Source organism: Bradyrhizobium genosp. A (genome assembly GCF_049949275.1).
Taxonomy (GTDB): domain Bacteria; phylum Pseudomonadota; class Alphaproteobacteria; order Rhizobiales; family Xanthobacteraceae; genus Bradyrhizobium.
On record NZ_CP188196.1, the window covers coordinates 3,776,808 to 3,793,685 of the forward strand.

Annotated in this window: 13 protein-coding genes; 8 read left to right on the forward strand and 5 right to left on the reverse strand. The window is 63.7% G+C overall.

Annotated elements, in window-relative coordinates:
* Nucleotides 1-110: 110 nt before the first annotated feature.
* On the forward strand, nt 111-1,604 hold the full coding sequence (guaB, locus tag ACP2YP_RS17345) for an IMP dehydrogenase (RefSeq protein ID WP_426425556.1): 1,494 nt from the start codon (nt 111-113) through the stop codon (nt 1,602-1,604).
* A 113-nt stretch (nt 1,605-1,717) separates the two neighbouring features.
* On the opposite strand, the gene ACP2YP_RS17350 is transcribed toward guaB, so the two are convergent.
* Nucleotides 1,718-3,847, reverse strand: a complete 2,130-nt coding sequence (locus tag ACP2YP_RS17350; protein WP_426425558.1) for a methyl-accepting chemotaxis protein — start codon at nt 3,845-3,847, stop codon at nt 1,718-1,720.
* Nucleotides 3,848-3,984: 137 nt separating this feature from the next.
* On the opposite strand from ACP2YP_RS17350, the gene ACP2YP_RS17355 reads away from it, so the two are divergent.
* Nucleotides 3,985-5,007 (forward strand): NADP-dependent oxidoreductase, encoded by a 1,023-nt coding sequence (locus ACP2YP_RS17355; RefSeq protein WP_426425560.1) that lies wholly within the window; start codon nt 3,985-3,987, stop codon nt 5,005-5,007.
* A 193-nt stretch (nt 5,008-5,200) separates the two neighbouring features.
* A complete protein-coding gene (locus ACP2YP_RS17360) occupies nt 5,201-5,500 on the forward strand; it encodes a hypothetical protein (RefSeq protein ID WP_426425562.1) in 300 nt (99 codons plus the stop codon).
* Between the two features lie 8 nt (nt 5,501-5,508).
* On the opposite strand, the gene ACP2YP_RS17365 is transcribed toward ACP2YP_RS17360, so the two are convergent.
* Nucleotides 5,509-6,351, reverse strand: a complete 843-nt coding sequence (locus ACP2YP_RS17365; RefSeq protein ID WP_426425563.1) for a metallophosphoesterase family protein — start codon at nt 6,349-6,351, stop codon at nt 5,509-5,511.
* A gap of 178 nt (nt 6,352-6,529) precedes the next feature.
* Here ACP2YP_RS17365 and ACP2YP_RS17370 point away from each other — a divergent pair, with 178 nt between their 5' ends.
* Together ACP2YP_RS17370 and ACP2YP_RS17375 are read left to right on the forward strand one after the other, a co-directional pair.
* Nucleotides 6,530-6,952, forward strand: coding sequence for an MAPEG family protein (locus ACP2YP_RS17370; protein WP_426425565.1), 423 nt, complete (start codon nt 6,530-6,532; stop codon nt 6,950-6,952).
* Between the two features lie 92 nt (nt 6,953-7,044).
* A complete protein-coding gene (locus tag ACP2YP_RS17375; RefSeq protein WP_426425567.1) occupies nt 7,045-8,346 on the forward strand; it encodes an RsmB/NOP family class I SAM-dependent RNA methyltransferase in 1,302 nt (433 codons plus the stop codon).
* 217 nt (nt 8,347-8,563) lie between these two features.
* On the opposite strand, the gene ACP2YP_RS17380 is transcribed toward ACP2YP_RS17375, so the two are convergent.
* The 3 genes from ACP2YP_RS17380 to ACP2YP_RS17390 all read right to left on the reverse strand — a co-directional run bounded on the left by ACP2YP_RS17380 (nt 8,564) and on the right by ACP2YP_RS17390 (nt 10,663).
* The gene (locus tag ACP2YP_RS17380) at nt 8,564-8,773 is read right to left on the reverse strand and encodes a cold-shock protein (RefSeq protein WP_148749473.1); all 210 of its coding nucleotides are present in this window, start codon (nt 8,771-8,773) and stop codon (nt 8,564-8,566) included.
* Nucleotides 8,774-9,036: 263 nt separating this feature from the next.
* Nucleotides 9,037-9,369 carry a DHCW motif cupin fold protein gene (locus ACP2YP_RS17385; protein WP_426425568.1) on the reverse strand — a complete coding sequence of 111 codons (333 nt, stop codon included), beginning with the start codon at nt 9,367-9,369 and terminating at the stop codon, nt 9,037-9,039.
* Between the two features lie 79 nt (nt 9,370-9,448).
* Nucleotides 9,449-10,663 (reverse strand): MFS transporter, encoded by a 1,215-nt coding sequence (locus ACP2YP_RS17390; protein WP_426426185.1) that lies wholly within the window; start codon nt 10,661-10,663, stop codon nt 9,449-9,451.
* Nucleotides 10,664-10,798: 135 nt separating this feature from the next.
* Here ACP2YP_RS17390 and ACP2YP_RS17395 point away from each other — a divergent pair, with 135 nt between their 5' ends.
* The 3 genes from ACP2YP_RS17395 (at nt 10,799) to ACP2YP_RS17405 (ending at nt 16,538) form a co-directional block, all read left to right on the forward strand.
* Nucleotides 10,799-11,251, forward strand: coding sequence for a winged helix-turn-helix transcriptional regulator (locus tag ACP2YP_RS17395; protein ID WP_426425569.1), 453 nt, complete (start codon nt 10,799-10,801; stop codon nt 11,249-11,251).
* 192 nt (nt 11,252-11,443) lie between these two features.
* Nucleotides 11,444-13,042 carry a glutamine-hydrolyzing GMP synthase gene (gene guaA / locus ACP2YP_RS17400; protein WP_426425570.1) on the forward strand — a complete coding sequence of 533 codons (1,599 nt, stop codon included), beginning with the start codon at nt 11,444-11,446 and terminating at the stop codon, nt 13,040-13,042.
* A 400-nt stretch (nt 13,043-13,442) separates the two neighbouring features.
* Nucleotides 13,443-16,538 (forward strand): AAA family ATPase, encoded by a 3,096-nt coding sequence (locus ACP2YP_RS17405; RefSeq protein ID WP_426425571.1) that lies wholly within the window; start codon nt 13,443-13,445, stop codon nt 16,536-16,538.
* Nucleotides 16,539-16,878 lie beyond the last annotated feature (340 nt).

The following is a 16,878-nucleotide window of genomic DNA, read 5'->3' on the forward strand; positions in this document are numbered from 1 at the left end:
GCGTCAACCCCACCCAATGGGCTCCGATTCTCCGGCGATGCCGCAAGGTACGCCGAGGGCGGCGCTCATCCATACTCATTTGCGGCAGGGCCGCAGGAAGGAGTTGGCATATGGCCACGGTGCATCTTCAGGGCATCCGCGAAGCCTTTACGTTTGACGACGTGCTGTTGAAGCCGGGCCTGTCTGACGTCATGCCGGGCGAGGTCGACATCCGATCCCGCGTCACCCGCGCCATTCCGCTCAACATTCCGATCATGGCCTCCGCCATGGACACCGTGACCGAGGCCCGTATGGCGATCGCCATGGCGCAGGCCGGCGGCCTCGGCGTCATCCACCGCAATTTCGACCCCGAGGGGCAGGCCGCTCAGGTGCGGCAGGTCAAGCGCTACGAGTCGGGCATGGTGGTGAACCCGCTGACCATCAGCCCCGAAGCCTCGCTCGATGATGCGCTCAAGCTGATGAGCGATCACGGTATCTCCGGCATTCCCGTCGTCACCGGCGCAAGCAAGACCACACCCGGCAAGCTGGTCGGCATCCTCACCAACCGCGACGTGCGGTTTGCCACCGACCGCCGGCAAAAAGTCTCCGAGCTGATGACGCATGAAGGTCTCGTCACGGTGCGCGAGAATGTCAGCCAGGACGAGGCGCGGCGGCTGCTGCATCATCACCGTATCGAAAAGCTGCTTGTCGTCGATGAGCAATATCGCTGCGTCGGTCTGATCACTGTGAAGGACATGGAGAAGGCGGTCGCCCATCCGCTCGCCTGCAAGGACGCGCAGGGCCGCCTCCGCGTCGCCGCCGCCACCACGGTCGGCGATACCGGCTTCGAGCGCACCGAGCGGCTGATCGATGCTGGCGTCGACCTCGTTGTTGTCGACACCGCGCACGGTCATTCCCGCCACGTGCTGCACGCCGTGAACCGCATCAAGCGCCTCTCCAATTCCGTGCAGGTCGTCGCCGGCAATGTCGCGACGAGCGAAGGCGCGCAGGCGCTGATCGATGCGGGCGCCGATTGCATCAAGGTCGGCATCGGCCCGGGCTCCATCTGCACCACGCGCATCGTCGCCGGCGTCGGCGTGCCGCAGCTCACCGCGATCATGGACGCGGTCGAGGCGGCGAAGAAGTCGGACATTCCCGTCATCGCCGACGGCGGCATCAAGTTCTCCGGCGACCTCGCCAAGGCCCTCGCCGCCGGTGCTGACATCGCGATGGTCGGCTCGCTGCTCGCCGGCACCGACGAGACGCCCGGAGAAGTGTTTTTGTGGCAGGGCCGCTCCTACAAGGCCTATCGCGGCATGGGCTCGGTCGGCGCGATGGCGCGCGGCTCGGCCGACCGCTACTTCCAGCAGGACATCAAGGACGCGCTCAAGCTCGTCCCTGAAGGTATCGAGGGCCAGGTGCCCTACAAGGGCCCGGTCGGCAACGTCATGCACCAGCTCGCCGGTGGTCTCCGTGCCGCGATGGGCTATGTCGGTGCAAAAGACATGAAGGAGCTGCACGACAAGGCGCAGTTTGTCCGCATCACCGGCGCAGGCCTGCGCGAAAGCCACGTCCACGACGTGACGATCACGCGCGAGGCGCCGAATTATCCGGGCGGGGGCTAATGCATGATCCGGAAAAGTGCGCAGCGGTTTTCCGACAAGATCATGCTCAAACAATAACCTAAAGCGCGATGACGATTCATCCTGATCTCATCGCGCTTTAGTCCCGTACCGCCTCAGGCTGCGCGCACGGCCTCGAGAAATTTCCCGACCTCAAGCTTGAGGCGGCTCGAATCCGAGGCGAGCAACTGGGCGGCGGTCAGCACCTGGGACGAGGCCGAGCCGGTCTCGCTGGCGCCCTGCTGAACGTCGTTGATGTTGGCGGAGACCTGCTGGGTGCCGTGCGCCGCCTGCTGCACGTTTCGCGCAATCTCCTGCGTGGCTGCGCCTTGTTCCTCGACGGCCGCGGCAATTGTCGAAGAGATTTCCGACAGTCGCTCGATCGTCGCGCTGATCGCCTTGATGGCGCCGACGGATTCCTGCGTCGCCGCCTGGACGCTTCCGATCTGCTGATGGATTTCCTCGGTCGCCTTCGCGGTCTGCTGCGCCAGCGCCTTCACCTCCGAGGCGACCACGGCGAAACCGCGGCCGGCATCGCCGGCGCGGGCGGCCTCGATGGTCGCGTTCAGCGCCAGCAGATTGGTCTGGCCTGCAATCGAGTTGATGAGCTCGATGACGTCGCCGATCCGGCTTGCGGCCTGTGACAATTCGCCGACGCGGTCATTGGTGCGGCGGGCCTGCTCGACGGCGTCACCGGCCACGCGCGCGGATTCCTGGACCTGCCGGCTGATCTCGTTGACCGACGATGTGAGCTCTTCGGTCGCGGAGGCGACCGACTGCACATTGGCGGATGCTTCCTCGGACGCCGCAGCGACGGCTGTCGTCAGCGTCTGCGAGCGATCGGCGGTCGTGTTCAGGGTGCCGGCCGAACCTTCGAGCTCGGTCGCCGCCGACGACACCGTGCTCACGATCTGGCCGATCACGTCCTCGAAATCGCGGGTGATGGCGTTGACGCGGCGGCCGCGCTCGATCTGCGCTTCGGCGTTGCGGGCAGCATCCTCGTCGGCGAGCTTTTTCGCGACCAGCGCGTCCTTGAAGATCTGGAGCGTGTTGGCCATGGTGCCGATCTCGTCCTTGCGATGCCCGTCGGGGATTGCAACGTCGAGTTCGCCGTCGGCAAGCCGCAGCGTCGCTCCGGTCAGCCGCACCAGCGGGCCGATCACCTGGCGCATCACGGCGATCACGACGGCGACCGAGGCGATCAGCACGACCAGCAGCGCCCCGAGCGCCCAGATCAGCCGCGTCTGTGCTTGCGCGATCGCAGTGTCGTTGGCGTCGTGGGCGAAGGTCAAGGCGGCGTCGCGCAGACCGAGCACGCTGTTCAGAATGGGGGCGAGCCAGCCAGGCCACTCGGCCTCGCTGATCGAGCAGGGACGACCTTCGCGTGCGGCCGCGACCAATTCCTGAAACCGCGGCTCCCCTTCAGTCATCAGTTTCGCGCGCACCTGGTTGGCGACGTTGGCGAGCGCCGGCGCATCGCCGACATTGCGGATGCCTTGCTCGATCTGCGTCCAGATCAGTGCGACCTGACCCGTCAATTCAGTTACCTCGACGCGCTGGGCTGCCGACAGAGGCTGGTTGCGAGCGAAGAGGCCGAGCACGGCGGCACGCGCGCCATTGGTGGTGCGCATGCTTTGCGCGCTCTGCGCCAGCGCCGCCGACGACAGGAGGTTCTCGATGTCGCTGCCGGTGCGCGACAGGCTGATCAAGGCTTCGCTCGTCGCCGCTGTGAGGGCGTCGACGGAGCGCGCAAGGCCGTCCACGATCGCCGTCTGGCTGTTGGCGGGGCGTTGCGGCTTCGGGAGGCCCGCGGCCTGGCGTCCGGCGCTACGAGTCGCTTGCAACGTCTGCTCGGCTGCTTCGATCGACCGCGTCGGCAGGTCTGCTGCGCGAATGGCGGACTTGGCCGCGCTGATGGCGGCGTCCGTGTTGGCGATGGTCTTGTCGAGAGTGGACAGCTTCTCGGGCGTAGCTGGGTCGGCCGGGGTCGCGACCGCGAACCAGGCGGTGCGTTCGACCGGGATGAGGCTGTTGGCCTTCATCACCAGCTCGAAGGCCGTCAGTGAGCGCGCGGCCGCCTCACGCTTGCGCAGGTCGCCCCATCCGCCCCAGGCGACCGCCCCGGCGAAAGCTACGGCCAGGAGGCTCGTGATCAGATTGCCTGCCAGGACACGCCAACGCAGGCTGATGCCGCCCTTTGCGCCGTTCTTGGAGGAATGTTCGGACGGCAGGGAAAGCTCTGGCACCGGATAGGCTCTTTGGTCATGGAATCGCTGCGCAATCCTAGTTCGCAATCGCGACCAAAGCCTTAATTGAGCAAGAGTTTGCTTCACCGCGCAGCTCCTCCTAAACCATGGCGAGAGCTAATCCGGAGGAAGCCATCATGTCCCAAGGCAAGCGCATCGTTCTCGCCGCACGTCCCGTCGGCGAACCCAAACCGTCCGATTTCCGCCTCGAGGAATTCGCAGTCCCGACGCCCGGCGCAGGTGAAGTCCTGCTGCGCACGATCTGGCTGTCGCTCGATCCCTATATGCGCGGTCGTATGAGCGAGGGGCCCTCCTACGCCGCACCGGTGCCGGTCGGCGGCGTGATGGAAGGCGAGGCGGTGAGCGAGGTCGCGGCCTCCAACAATCCCGATTTCGCGGTCGGCGACATCGTCCGTGCACGGACCGGCTGGCAGACCAACGCGATCTCGAACGGCAAGGGCCTCATCAAGGTCGATCCCAAGCTCGGTCCGATCTCGACCTCGATCGGTGTGCTCGGCATGCCCGGCATGACCGCCTACACGGGCCTGCTCGACATCGGCAAGCCGCAGGAGGGCGAGACCGTCGTCGTCGCCGGCGCTTCCGGCGCGGTCGGCTCGGCCGTGGGCCAGATCGCGAAGATCAAGGGCGCACGTGCAGTCGGCATCGCCGGTGGCAAGGACAAGTGCGACTACGTGGTGAAGGAGCTCGGCTTCGATGCCTGCATCGATCACCGCGATCCTGATCTGGCCGCGAAGCTCAAGGACGCCTGCCCTGGGGGGATCGACGTCTATTTCGAGAATGTCGGCGGCGCCGTGTTCGAGGCGGTCTTCCCGCTGCTCAATCCCTTCGCGCGCGTGCCGGTCTGCGGCCTGATCGCGCATTACAACGACACCGAAGCCAAGCCGCCGAAATGGGCCACGTCCCTGATGCGCGCGACGCTGACCAAGCGGCTCACCTTCCGCGGCTTCATCGTCTCCGACTTCGCCTCGCGCCATGGCGACTTCCTGCGCGACATGTCCAGCTGGGTCCGCGATGGCAAGGTGAAGTACAAGGAGTTCGTCACCGAAGGCCTGGAGAGCGCCCCCGGCGCCTTTATCGGGCTGCTGAAGGGCGCCAATTTCGGCAAGCAGCTGGTCCGGGTCGGGCCGGATAAGGCTTAGCTGTAGGGCTTGGAGCGCCTTCTGAAGGCCTGGAGCGTCTCGTAGTTGCACCGGTGTCACGCCCCTGACACCGGTGGTTAACAAAGAGTCACCGATCGGCAACACTTGCCCGCAAAAACCCGCTTGTGTGACCGAGGGTTCATTGACGTCCGGGCGAAGGCATTGAATCATCGCGCATATTTTAGGTGCTGCGATGTTAGAGATCGGTATTTTCTGCGTAATCCTTCTCGCTGCCGGCTATTGGGCGGCCATGTATGTCATGGGCCGCCATGACGATGTCATCCACGGCAAGTTCGTGCACAGCGAAGACGAGGGTGCGTTCACGCAACCCGCGATGCCGGCGCCGCCGCCGCGCTTTCCCAAGCGCCCTATCAAGGCGGCCGAGCCCGCCAAAACTGCGCCTGCCAATGATCCGGCGGCTGCGCCTGTGAGCAGCGAAGCGCTGCAGTCGTTGCTCGCCGCAATCCAGCAGGATCTCAAGAGCGTCGCCTGAGAGCGGCTCTAATGCTCGCCGCCCATCTGGGCGAACAGCTCTTCGATATCGATATCGACCTGGCCCGCTGCGCGGACGTGGCGGACTTCGAAGCGATCAGGAGCGAAGCGGTACTCGACGAGGCCGGTCTCCTTGATGGCGATCCGGTCCTGGCGTGCGTCGTTGATCTTGAAGCCGGCCGAGGGCGCCCAGACGTGCCGCGTGTGGCGGAACGTGAAGTCGCGGCGCTGGTGTACGTGACCGCTGGCGATGAGGCGGAGATCGACATGCGCAAACATCTCGATCAACCGCGCGCGCGCCGGCTGCGGCACGTAGCGGATCGAGGTCTCCGGCAGTTCAGGATCGTCGGGCAAATGGAGAAACACCGGCTTGTGCAGGAACAGCGCGACCGGCTTGCCGTTCACTTGCGCGATTTCCTGGGACAGCCAGTCGAACTGCTCGGCCTCGAACGTGAGCGCTGAATTCATCACCAGCGAGTTGAGGCCGATGAAGCGCCAGCCCGCGGCCTCGAACGACCAATGGTCCTCGCCGATGATGTCGCGGAATTGCTGGCGGTGCGCTTCCGCGATCGGCGGCTTTGGTGCCGGCCCGAGTGCAGTCGGATTGTCGCCGATATCGTGATTGCCCGGAAGATAGCGACAGTCGACCGGCAGCGCGTCGTGCAGGCTTTTTGCAAACTGCACATCGTCGCGGCTCGTTGGCCCATCGAAGGACACATCGCCGGTGTTGATGACGAGATCAGGCCTGTCAGCGTCGATGTGCTCGCTGACGCGATGGAAGTTCGCGATCAGGCCGGGAAAGCGCCGGCCGAGATGCGTGTCGGAAATCTGGGTGAGGCGAAATTCGGACATCGGCGAAGTATCGCCCCGCCAAACGTCGGAACGATGACGTGCGCGCGTCATCTGCGATCGAACAAAGTTTAAAGCACGCGAACTTCAGCGGGGAACGCCGGTTCAACTCGTCCATTGTCAGGGCCAGAAGTCGCGGTTAATGACAGTCCGCGGCACGCCGCTTTACGGGAAAGTTCCGATGTCTGTCCAAATGGTCCTGCTGCCTGTTTTCGTGCAGGTCGGCCTCACCTTCGCGCTCCTGATCGGCATGGTGTTCGGGCGCCGGAATGCGCTGGTCTCCGGCGAGACCAAGATCCGCGACATTGCGCTCGGCGAGCCGAACTGTCCGAAGGGCGCCACCCAGATCGCCAATTGCTACCGCAACCAGTTCGAGCTGCCGGTGCTGCTCTACGCCCTGATCGCGCTGGCGCTGCCGCTCCGCCATGCCGACCTCTTCATCGTGCTGATGTCCTGGGTGTTCGTTGTGACGCGCTTTGCCCATGCCGGCGTGTTCGTGACCTCGAACGATCTCGGCCGGCGCTCGTCGGTCTGGCTCGCCGGCGTGCTGGTGCTGCTGGTGATGTGGATCTACTTCGCACTGAAAATTCTGTTGGTGATCTGAGCGCTTACGCACGCGCATGATCCGGAAAAGTGGATACCGGTTTTCCGACAAGATCATACGCAAAACAAAGAATCCTGATCTGAAAGATTCACATGACGCCCGCTGCCCGGCTGTCCGCAGCCATCGAACTGATCGACACCATCGAGAAGGACCGCGTGCCCGCGGCGAAGGCAATGAAGGAGTGGGGCACCGCGCACCGCTTTGCGGGCTCCGGCGACCGCGCCGCCATTGCCGGCCTGGTCTGGGACGTGCTGCGCCGCTATTCCTCCAGCGCGTTCCTGATGGATGCCGATACCGCACGTGCCCGCCTGATCGGCATGCTCCGCCTCGAGCGGAACATGGACACCGCGACCATGGCCGCGATGTTCGACGGCAGCCGGTTTGCGCCCGAGCCACTGACGGAGGCGGAGCAGGCGGCACTCGCCTCGCGCTCCCTGAAAGATGCGCCCGCCGCGATTGCCGGCGACTATCCGGAATGGCTTGATTCCCACCTGGCGAAGGTATTCGGGGAGGACCGCGTCGCCGAGGCCGCGGCGATGGCGAGCCGGGCGCCGCTCGATCTCCGCGTCAACACGCTAAAGTCCAATCGCGACAAGGTGCTGAAGGCGCTTTCTCATCTTCATGCGAAACCGACGCAATGGTCGCCAAATGGCCTGCGCATCGAGCTTTCGGCCGATGCGCGCAACCCCGGCATCCAGGCGGAAGAGGATTTCATCAAGGGCGGCGTTGAAGTGCAGGATGAAGGATCGCAGCTTGCGGCCCTTCTCACCGCGGCAAAACCGGGCGAGCAGGTGATCGATCTCTGCGCCGGCGCCGGCGGCAAGACGCTGGCGCTGGCCGCGATGATGCAGGGCAAGGGCCGGCTGATCGCGACTGACAGCGACAAGCGGCAGCTGGCACCGATTCACGAGCGCCTGTCGCGCGCCGGCGTCCACAATGCCGATGTCCGCACGCCCAAGGGCGACGCCGATCCGCTGGCCGATATCAGCGCCACCGCCGACCTCGTCGTGATCGACGCGCCCTGCACGGGAACCGGAACCTGGCGCCGCAATCCCGACGCCAAATGGCGCATGCGGCCAGGTGCCCTGGAGATTCGCCTCAAGGACCAGGCCGAGGTGCTCGAGCGCGCCGTGCCGCTGGTGAAGGCCGGCGGCCGCATCGCCTACATCACCTGTTCGGTCCTCCCTGAGGAGAACGGCGAGCAGGTGAGGGCACTCGTCGCCCGGCATCCAGAGTTCGCGGTGGTGCCGCCTGAGCAGATCGCGAGCGTGCTCTGGGACAAGGCCGAGGACTTTGCAGAGGCCGCGCTACGATCCGACGAAGGCTGGCTGATGACCCCGCGCCGCACAGGCACAGATGGGTTCTTCGTCTCGGTGTTGAGGAAGACGGGCTGAACTCTCCCCGTCGTCATTCCGGGGCGCCCGAAGGGCGAGTCCGGAATCCATCGGGCGGCGCATTCTGCGGATTAATGGATTCCGGGCTCTCGCTTCGCGAGCCCCGGAATGACGACCGATCAAACAAAAACCCCGCGGGCCGGAGCCCGGTCGCGGGGTCTCTGAACTCAACGATCTGCCGGTACGTCCGTGGTCAGATCGCGAATTGCGCGGTCAACTAGCCGGCGCGGAGATTGTCGGCCGAGGACTTGCCGCTGCGGCGGTCCGCAACGATGTCGAAGGAGACCTTCTGGCCCTCATTGAGGGTGCTCAGACCAGCGCGCTCAACGGCGCTGATGTGAACGAAGACGTCCTTCTGGCCGTCATCCGGCTGGATGAAGCCAAAGCCCTTTTGGTTGTTGAACCACTTCACGGTGCCCATTGCCATAGTCATTTCCTTTCAATTGACGATGCACTCAGGGGGACAAATGCACATTGCTGCGCCCATCGTCCCGGTTGGTCGATTTTGGAGAAATACCTGAAACGTGCTCGTCCATTGAAATGAGACGGAGCGGCCCAGTCGTTCGGCCAAGGATCGATGGTCACAATCTAGCGATTTTTTGGGGCAACTTCAAGGCGGCACGCGCTGGCAGCGAGTCGCGCGTAGTTTGCTATTTTGCGCTGCACACTGTGGCCTGAAGGATGGTTCCGTCAGTCCACGATGAAAAGAGTCGCGCCCACGGCCGTCGACGAGCGATGCGCGGCGTCGCCGAAGTCCGAGACCTGGTAGCTCATGCCCGGCGTGAGCTTGAACTTGCGCCCGTCGCGCAGCTCGCTGTCGAGCTCGCCCTTGAGCACGTAGAGCACGTGGCCGCGGTCGCACCAATGATCGGCGAGATAGCCCGGCGAATACTCCACCATCCGCACCCGGAGATCGCCGATGTTCAGCGTCCGCCACAGCGCGTGCCCGGTCTCACCGGGGTGCGTGGTGGCCTCGACCTTGCTCCAGTCGGTGACGGTGAAAGGGGACGTGGGGAGCTTCATGGGAGGGTTCCTGTTACGATGCCGGCAGCCGTCCTGTTAGCGCATGCGTCCGCCCCAGTCGTGCTCTTTGCGTGGGCGGCTAGGGCATCGACGCGCAGCCGGCTGGCGCCTCGATCCTGCTCGCCGTGATGACCCAGACCAGCAGCGCGGCGGCGCTGATTCCAGCGCCCAGCACGCAGACGCCGTCCCAGCCGGCCACGGCGTACATCATGGTCGAGGCGATCCCGCCAACGGCGCTGCCGACCGAGTAGAACACCATGTAGCCTCCGACCAGCCGGCTTGCCGCGTCGGGACGCGCGGCGATGATCAGGCTCTGGCTGGTGACATGCACCGCCTGGAGCCCGAGATCCAGCATGATCACGCCGGCCACGATGAACCAGAGCGAGACGTGCAGGCAGGCGAACACAGCCCAGGCGCCGAGCATCAGCATCAGCGACAATCCGGTGGTGCGTTGGGCCCATCCGAGATCGGCGAGGCGTCCGGCGTTGCGCGCCGCGAGCACGCCGGCGAACCCCGCAATCCCGAGCAATCCGATCGTGGTGTGCGACAGCGCGAAGGGCGGCGCCGACAGCGGCAGCACAATCGAGGTCCAGAACACGTTGAGATCGGCAAAGATCAGGAACGCGAACAGCGCCCGCTCGCGCAGGACTGGTTCCTCGGCGAACAGCGCGGCCGTCGAGCGCAGCAGCGACGGATAGGAGAGTCCGGCCCTCGTGGCCTTTGGGCTGGGGGACAGCAGGCGCAGCAGCAGGGCGGCCATGACGAGCATCAGGCCGGCCGAGACCAGATAGACCAGGCGCCAGCCGCCGATATCGGCGAGCGCGCCTGAGACGAAACGGGCGAGGAGGATTCCCCCAACGACGCCGCTTGTGACGGTGCCGATGGCGCGGCCGCGCCCGTCCGGTGTCGCCAGCGTCGCGGCAAAGGCGACGAGCACCTGCACGACGACAGCCACCAGCCCGACCAGCACCATGCCGGCGAACAACACCGCGGCGTGCGACGCCGTGCCGACAATGATGAGGGCAATCGCCGACAGCGCGGTTTGGCCGACGATCAGGCGGCGGCGATCGGCGAGATCGCCGAGCGGCACCAGCAGGATCAGGCCGAGGGCGTAGCCGATCTGGGTGAACGTCACCACCACGCCGATCGCGGCAGGCGCGATGCCGAGATCGTGCGCCATGGCATCGAGCAGTGGCTGCGCAAAATAGATGTTGGCGACGCTCAGTCCGCAGGCGAGCGCGAACAGCAGCGCCATCGCGCCGGAAAGCCCGCGTCCGGTCGCATCGTCTGCCATCTCTACTCCGGCTGGCGCGGTGTCATCCTTGGTCACGGTCGTCTCCGGCGAGGTCAATGTAGTTCTATAATAGGACCAGTTGCGTGCGGCACTGTCTAGTCTTATTTTAGTACTAGCTTGCGAAGGGAACTGCGGATGAAGCGGATCGGTTTTGCCAAGGCCGATTGCCCGGTGGCACGGGCATTGGATGCGATCGGAGACTGGTGGTCGCTCCTGATCGTGCGCGACGCCTTCGACGGGCTCCGCCGGTTCGGAGACTTTCAGAAGAACCTCGGCATCGCCAGGGGCATGCTCAGCACGCGCCTGCACAAGCTGGTAGAGCTTGACGTGCTCAAGCTGGTTCCAGCCTCCGATGGCAGCGCGTATCAGGAATATGCGCTGACTAAGCGGGGACGCGACTTGTTTCCTGTCGTCGTCGGTCTACGCCAGTGGGGCGAGGCGCATCTTTACGCGCGCGGCGAGGCGCATTCCAACCTGGTGGACCAGGCGGGTCAGCCGGTCGGGCAGCTGGTGCTGCCGTCGCGGACCGGTCGGCCGCTGTATTGGTCCGACACGAGGGTGCGAAAGGCCGGCGCGCGCAAGCGCTGACATCGCTACGCAGGCACCCGTCGTCAATCCGGCAGATGTGACATGGCGCTCTCCACGATTGCCCCGTCGGGTAAGGCGGGCAAATTAAGTCAGTATTATTTACCTATATCCATTTGTCCATGCCCGAAGAAGAATGTGGGCGCGCGCTGACACGCGGTTGCGGGCTGGGGGCTAGTCGCGTATCTGCTTGCCATGACAGCAGCACAGAACGACCGCTCCGCGTCGACGCTCTCCGTGGCCTCGGCGCATGACAAGATTCTGATCGTCGACTTCGGCAGCCAGGTGACGCAGCTGATTGCGCGTCGCGTGCGCGAGGACGGCGTCTATTGCGAGATCGTCCCGTTCAACAAGGCCGAACAGGCCTTCAAGGAGATGAAGCCGAAAGCGGTGATCCTCTCCGGCGGCCCGGAATCGGTCCATGAGGCGGGCTCGCCCCGCGCCCCGCAAGCGATCTTCGATTCCGGCGTGCCCGTGATGGGCATCTGCTACGGCCAGATGACCATGGCGGAGCAGCTTGGCGGCACCGTCGAGGGCGGTCATCACCGCGAATTCGGCCGCGCCGATGTCGAGGTCAAAGCCGAGAGCAAGCTGTTCGAGGATGTCTGGTCATCAGGCGGCAAGAACCAGGTGTGGATGAGCCATGGCGACCGCATCACCAAGATGCCGCCGGGCTTCTCGGTCGCCGGCACCTCGCCGAACGCGCCCTTCGCGATCATCCAGGACGAGACGCGCAAATATTACGGCCTGATGTTCCACCCCGAAGTGGTGCACACGCCGGACGGCGCAAAGCTGATCCGCAACTTCGTGCGCAAGATCGCGGGCCTGTCCGGCGACTGGACCATGCGCGCCTTCCGCGAGGAGGAGATCGCAAAAATCCGCGCCCAGATCGGCAAGGGCAAGGTGATCTGCGGCCTTTCCGGCGGCGTCGATTCAGCCGTCGCGGCCGTGCTGATCCACGAAGCGATCGGCGACCAGCTGACGTGCGTGTTCGTCGATCACGGCATGCTGCGCCTCGATGAAGCCAAGACCGTGGTCGATTTGTTCCGCCACCACTACAACATCCCCCTCGTGCACGTGGATGCGTCCAAGCAGTTCCTCGGCGAGCTCGAAGGCGTCACCGACCCCGAAACCAAGCGCAAGACCATCGGCCGCCTCTTCATCGAGGTGTTCGAGCAGGAAGCCAAGAAGATCGGCGGCGCCGACTTCCTGGCGCAGGGCACGCTCTATCCTGATGTGATCGAGAGTGTGTCCTTCACCGGCGGCCCCTCGGTGACGATCAAGTCGCACCACAATGTCGGTGGTCTCCCTGAGCGCATGAACATGAAGCTCGTCGAGCCTCTGCGCGAGCTGTTCAAGGACGAGGTGCGCAAGCTCGGCCGCGAGCTTGGCCTGCCCGAAATCTTCGTCGGCCGCCATCCGTTCCCGGGCCCCGGTCTCGCGATCCGCTGCCCCGGCGACATCACAAGCGACAAGCTCGACATCCTGCGTAAGGCGGACGCCGTCTACATCGACCAGATCCGCAAGCACGGCCTCTACGACGACATCTGGCAGGCCTTTGCCGTGCTGCTCCCGGTGAAGACGGTCGGCGTCATGGGCGACGGCCGCACCTACGACTACGTCGTAGGCCTGCGCGCCGTCACCTCCACCGACGGCATGACTGCGGACTTCTACCAATTCGACATGAAATTCCTCGGCGAGACCGCCACGCGCATCATCAACGAGGTGAAGGGCGTGAACCGGGTGGTGTACGATGTGACCAGCAAGCCGCCGGGGACGATCGAGTGGGAGTAGCGCGGGCGGCTATCGCGCAGTCTAGCGTAGGCTTGGACGTGTTGTCCCTTTGGCGTTAGAGTTCTGACTGAAGTCGTGAGCTTGACTTAATCCCGGTCGAGGTCGGGAATCCACCGCGTTTAGGCTGACGGAGCACTGCAGCGTGCTTAATCGTACAGAAGGGCTGGACGTCCAAAGCTCCTGCTCCGAGCAGCTGCAGGTCTAGTGCAAAGCAGACAGACTGTTTGCAGATCACCGCTCCTCCAAACCGGATTGGCCAAGACATTGGCCGTTCACCGGATTTCGGTTCAAAATCCAAAGCTGGAATGATTAGCTACGGTCGCGAGCTACGAGCCAGGTGAGCTGGAATAAGGGGGCAATACTCGGAGCTGATACCCAGCCGAGATCGCAATAGACGACTATGGCGACGCCGTCGTATCCTTTGGGCATGGATATGTTACACTTCGGCCAATTTCGTCTGGATCGGGCAGGCTACAGCTTGATCCGGAACGGTTCTGACGGGCAAGACCACCGGGTCGACTTGCGGCGAAAAGCGTTCGATGTCCTGCGCTATCTCGTTGAACACGCTGGTCGCATCGTCTCGCCGGACGAGTTTCTGAACGCGCTTTGGCCGGACACTTATGTCCAACCCGAGGTGTTGAAGGGTCATGTCCTGGCCGTTCGCACTGCGCTTGGTGATCGTGCCACCCCTGCCGTGTACATCGAAACGGTGCGGGGGCGCGGCTATCGCTTTATCGCTGAAGTACGCCCTACTCCGCCTGTGCAATTAGAGGGTCCGGCTGCGCCGGAACTTCTGGTGGGCCGCACTACGGCGCGCGCCGAACTCGATCTCGCGATGCAGCGGACCCGGTTAAGCGAAATGCAGATCGTCTTCCTGACAGGAGAGGCCGGAATCGGCAAGACAGCGTTGGCGCGAGTCTTCGTTGAGTCGGCGAAGGACGATGTCACGGTCGTGACTGCGCATTGTCTTCCGGGAAGTGGGGAAACTGACGCCTACTACCCTATCCTTGAAATTCTGGCTGGGCTGAGCCGTAGCCCGGCGCACGCGCATCTCGCGGCCGTCCTCAGGGAATTGGCGCCAACATGGCTTATGCAATTGCCGCACCTCATGCCCGCCGACGCCTCGGAACTGCGCAACGAGGTAGTCGGTGCGACGCCACATCGGATGGCGCGCGAACTCTGCGACGCGCTCGAAGCTCTTACTCAGAACAAGTTCCTGCTGCTGCTATTGGAGGACGTCCAGTGGGCCGACCAGGCGACGCTTGATCTGATTCAGGCGCTCGCAAACCGTCGGCCGCGCACGCAGCTGCTGATCATCGCGACCCTGCGATCACCCGCTGAGGCCGGTTACTCAGCCAGCACCTTGGCGCAGAAGCTGTCGCTCTACCGCCTAGCCCGCGAAATCAAGCTCCTCCCCTTGGAGCTCAGCGACGTCGAGGCCTTCCTTAGCAGTTTCGTGCACGCCAACCCGCCGGCTGAGCTCACGCGGCATTTGCACCGGCGCAGCGAGGGCAATCCGCTTTTTATGCGGGCTATGCTTGATTACCTGGTGCAACGAAATCTTATCGCCTGGGATGAAGACGGCTGGCGGATGGACGGGCAGTTCGAGGCCGCGAGCTTCCAAGTGTCGCCTGATCTGCTGCAGCTGATTGAAGCGGAAATCCACGGCCTGGCGGCGGAAGCCCAGAACGTGCTGGAGGCGGCGAGCCTGTCGGACGGGCCGTTTGCACCTCACATTTACCACGTTGCGTCAGATGTGGATGAACGTTCGTATGAGACCGTTTGCGAAACCCTGGCCCGCCGAGGCCAACTTATTCAGCGCAGCGACATTGTGGAAATGCCGGATGGGGGACTCGTCCAGACCTACTCCTTCCGTCACGCCCTGTTCCAGGAAGTGGTCTACGAGCGCCAGGGCTCGGTGCGTCGGGCAGCCCAGCATGCCGCCGTTGCGTTCCGCCTCGAGACGCTGTTCAGCGCCGATCTAGCGCCGATGGCCCCAAGCATTGCGCGTCATTATATCCAGTCCTGGCGTTGGCCCCAGGCAATTCACTTTTTGCGCCTGGCCTCAAGGACTGCGATGCGGCGTTTCGCAATGCGTGAGGCCGCCGCTTTGCTGGAACAGGCAACCGAGCTGAGCCGCAATCTTCCGGCGGCCGAATGCAAAGGCGTAGAACTCGACCTGCTGGATGAACTGACAAAGGTTTATCTGGGAGCGTTCGATAAACGGGCCTTCGAGGCGTATGGCCGCCTTTATGAGCTTGCCCGTGATGTAGGGCGTGTAGATGTCGAGGTTCGCGCGCTCTTGGGGTTGGGATATATAACGAGCACGATCAACAGTGATCGTTGCCTGGAAATCATGAGCCAGGCGCTCGCCAGAAGCGCTGATATAGCGGACCCCGTTCAACGTGGGCGTGTCCGGTGCGTCGCCCACGGGTGGCGCAATTGGATTTTGGGCGGCAGCCCTGCGGAGGCGGCGGGATTTGAAGCAGCGATCAATGATCTCAGCAGGCTCGGCAATCCCTTGGTCCTCGCAGCGAGCGAATTCGACCGCGGTTTGATTTTGCTCCCGGCTGCCCGATACACTGACGCGATCGAAACCGTGAGCCGAAATTTGGCAATTTTGGCCGAACATGCACTGGAAGCGCAGGTTGACATTGGTTTCCCACTCTGGACATCGCGGCTGGGGATACCCTGGGGACTGATGTCATTGGGAAGATTCGGCGAGGCCATCTCCATGTCTGAGTCCGCCTGCGCCGCTATTGAGGCGAATGGCGACATCATTCGGAGCGCAACTTTGCGGCTCTATCGTGCCTTCATGTACGAACAGATGCACGATCACCAAACGGCGCTGACCGTTTTGGATGAAGCCGTCGCACTGATTGCGAACAACGGGCTCGAATTTCCGACGAACGAAGTCAAGGTCGAATTGGTTATTCGAGGTTTGGCGAATCTTGGGCTTGGCCGGCTGGAGGTCGCCTTTAAAAACCTGACGGCTGCCCGAGCCGACATGGACGCCCGCAACACGCTGACGAGTTGGTATTGGCGGGTCGTGGCGAAATGGGGCATGACCGATGCACACCTTGTTGCAGGCGAGCTCGATGCGGCCGAGGTTTGTGCGAAGGCTTTTCTGGAGCGTGCCTGCACGATGGAGGAGCGAAGTTGGCAAGGTCTCGCAGCGGAGTCGTGCGCGCGCGTCGAACTGGCGCTGGGCAGGCCCTCAAGCGCTGCCAAATATCTCGCCCAAGCCTGGTCACAGATCGAGGGCTACGAGGCCGGCCTTGTCCGATGGCGATTGCATTCGGTCGGGGCGACAATATCGGATCTCACCGGCGAATCACTTGTGGCGGCTCGCCACCGCAAGGCACAGGCTGAGGAGTTGGATGCGCTCGCAGCGAGCTTGCCGCTCGGTCACGCCGGCCGGGCAACACTAAGAGCAGCTCAACCTTTGGCACCCCGGGGGGCCGACTGGCCGGCTGCTGCATCGCCCGCCAGGTGACAAGCAGCGTGGCGTCGCCGCCCATCGATTGGACGCCGAGGCCTTGCTGTTCAGATTGCCCGCAATTCGGGTCGATGTGGCGTCCTAAAGAAGCAAAAACCTCGACCATCATCTGGGATTTTGCGCACGTACCCGCCGTCAGGAGGCGCGAAAACCAAATCTCCACCAAAATAAAACGATCCGATCACCGTCATTTCGGAGGCCTTTGCTAATTTGTGACAGGAGCCTGCCGGAGCGCGAGCGCGGACAAATGGAAAACGAGCGGAGTTTGATTTTCGGTCTTACCAAAACTGAATGTCGGATTGGGGCTTCCGCAAGTTTCCACAGCGGGGCCAAGCTT